Origin of the sequence: Saliniramus sp. (genome assembly GCF_035311605.1) — a bacterium.
Lineage (GTDB): Bacteria > Pseudomonadota > Alphaproteobacteria > Rhizobiales > Beijerinckiaceae > Saliniramus.
In genome coordinates this window covers 1-2,553 of the sequence record NZ_DATGCW010000307.1, presented here as the reverse complement: position 1 = coordinate 2,553, position 2,553 = coordinate 1, and the positions used below count along the sequence as shown (strand labels likewise).

Annotated in this window: 3 protein-coding genes; all 3 read right to left on the bottom strand. The window is 64.7% G+C overall.

Annotated elements, in window-relative coordinates; translation table 11 throughout:
- On the bottom strand, positions 1–450 hold a 450-nt coding region (gene gpt, locus VKP01_RS13640), incomplete at its 3' end, for a xanthine phosphoribosyltransferase (protein WP_324413182.1).
- A gap of 49 nt (positions 451–499) precedes the next feature.
- A complete protein-coding gene (locus VKP01_RS13635) occupies positions 500–1,249 on the bottom strand; it encodes a competence/damage-inducible protein A (RefSeq protein WP_324413180.1) in 750 nt (249 codons plus the stop codon).
- Between the two features lie 144 nt (positions 1,250–1,393).
- Entirely contained in the window at positions 1,394–2,386 is a 993-nt protein-coding gene (locus VKP01_RS13630; protein ID WP_324413178.1) for a threonine dehydratase, read from the bottom strand.
- Positions 2,387–2,553 lie beyond the last annotated feature (167 nt).

Here is a 2,553-nt window from a genome sequence, read left to right as displayed (position 1 = left end):
GAAGTAGATCCAGGTATCCTGGCTGACTTCCGTCACGAAGGTGTCGACCAGCGGGCGCCCGGCAGGCTTGGCGTAGACCGTGGCGAAATGCGCCTCGGGCAGCATCTCGCGCACGACCCGCGCGGTCTTGCCGGTATCGGTGAGATCGTCGACGACCAGCACGCCCGCGCCCTTGCCGTTGCCGAGATTGCGCACCGCCGGGGCGATATCCTTGATGACCTGTAACTGCCCCTGCTTCTGGTAATCGTGATAGCTCGCAATGCACACCGTCTCGATCAGCCGCAATTCGAGTTCACGCGCCACGATCGCCGCCGGCACCAGCCCGCCGCGGGTGATGCAGACGATCCCCTCGAACGGGCCGGCGGCAGAGAGCCGCCAGGCCAGGGCACGGGCATCGCGGTGGAACTGGTCCCAGGAGACCGGAAAGGCTTTGTCTGCGGGGTTCGTCATTTTTTGCTTTCCTCGAACCAATCAGGGCTGTTGAAAGGGTTGTCAGTGCTCACGCCGGCGCATTGTCGCCCGTGGTCTGGTCGAGCAGGGCGCGGATATCGCCGAGCGCTGCGTCGATCGCCGCGCGATCACGCCCGCGTACGACGATCTGGTTGCGGAAACCGGCGCCGGTGAAGGAAGGGTAGGAGCCGATCGACACGTCGGGATGCGCCTTGTCGATCTCGGCCAGCGCGCTGGCATAGGATCCCTCGGGCAGCCCCTGCGCGTCGATCGTCTCGACCATAACCTTCACGCCGCTCGCGAGATATTGGCTCACATCGTCGAGCATCGCCTGCATGATCGAGGGCACGCCGGCCATGGTGATTACGTTCTCGATCATGAAGCCCGGCGCCTTCGAGATCGGATTTTCGATCAGCGTCGCGCCGAAGGGGATGCGGGCCATGCGCATGCGGGCTTCGTTGAGTTCGCCCGGCGCATAGCGCTCGCGCATCATGGCGAGTGCGCGCTCGTCGTAATCGATGCCGACACCAAGCGCCTTGGCGATGCTGTCGGCGGTGATGTCGTCATGAGTGGGGCCGATGCCGCCGGAGGTGAAGACATAGGTGTAGCGTGCCCGCATGGCGTTCAGCGCGGCGACGATCTCCTCCTCGATATCGGGCACGATGCGCGCCTCGCGCAGATCGATGCCGCGTTCGGTAAGGTAATCCGCCAGGTAGCCGATATTCTTGTCCTTCGTGCGCCCGGAGAGGATTTCGTCTCCGATGACGAGCATGGCGGCAGTGATGGCGGGCTCGGACATGGTTGTGTTCTCTCGATTGTCGCAGTTGCTTTAACGTCAGTGCGCGACAGGCTCAAGCCTCACGCCTGCAGTGGAAGACGGCGCTTGTTGTCTTTAGAGATCATACGCAGCGCGCCGCACTCCGGACCTGATTGCCGCCATGCCTCAGGTCGGTTCGGGCGTCTCGCCGGCCAGAACCCTTGCGGCCACGCCGCGATCGATATTGCCGCCGCACAGGATCACGGCGACGCGCGCGCCCTCTGGAAAGACGGCATCGCCGTTGCGCATCTCCCGCGCGAGTGCCGCCAGCGGTGCGGCCCCGGCACCCTCGGCGAGGTTGTGCGTATCCTCGTGATAGACCCGGATTGCTTCCGCGACTTCCGGATCGCTGACGCGCACGATGCGCGCCGCGCCGGTTCTGATGATCGCGAAGGCATCGGGATCGGGCTGGCGCGTGGCCATCCCGTCGGCGAAGGTGCGGGAGGTCTCGGTGGCGATGATCTCGCCCGCCTCGAGCGAGCGGGCATAGGCATCCGCGTTTTCCGACACGACACCGACGATCTGCGTGTCGAGCCCCAGCGCATCACGCGCAGCGATCAGGCCGCAGATGCCGGAACCGAGGCCGATCGGGACATAGACCGTGTGAAGATCAGGAAAGGCGGTGAAGAGTTCGAAAGCGTAGGTCGCGACGCCTTGCACAAGATCGGGATGGAAGGATGGTACAACTTCGTAGCCGCGCTCTTCGGCGAGTTGCGGCAGAAGGCTGCGCGCTGCTTCGAAATCCTCACCATGTTCGATCAACTCGGCGCCGAAAGCGCGCATCGCGGCATTCTTCTCGCGGGCATTGCCCTGCGGCGCGACGATGGTGACCGGAATGCCGGCGCGGGTGCCGGCCAGCGCGAGGCTCTGACCGTGATTGCCGCGCGTGGCGCTGACGATGCCGCGCACATCCGGGCGCTCGCGGCGCAGACGGTCGAGATAGACGATACCGCCGCGCACCTTGAAGGCGCCGGTGGGGGTATGATTCTCGTGCTTGACGACAACCTCGACCCCGAGCCGCGCCTTCAGCAGCGGCCAGGCATATTGTGGTGTCGGTGGCATCACGTCGTGAACGAGGGCAGCGGCTTCTTCCAGCTGCGCGCGTGTGATCTTCGCCATCTCATCCCCCGATCCGTAATCTGTCGTATCAGCCTCCGTCCGCAGCCAGGCGCGTGATGGGGCCGGCGCGGCGTTTCTCTTCGTATTCCTCCAGCCAGTCACGCACCAGACGGCGTTCTTCCAGACTCATATGGGTGATGTTGTTCGGCGGCATGGCGCGGGTATCG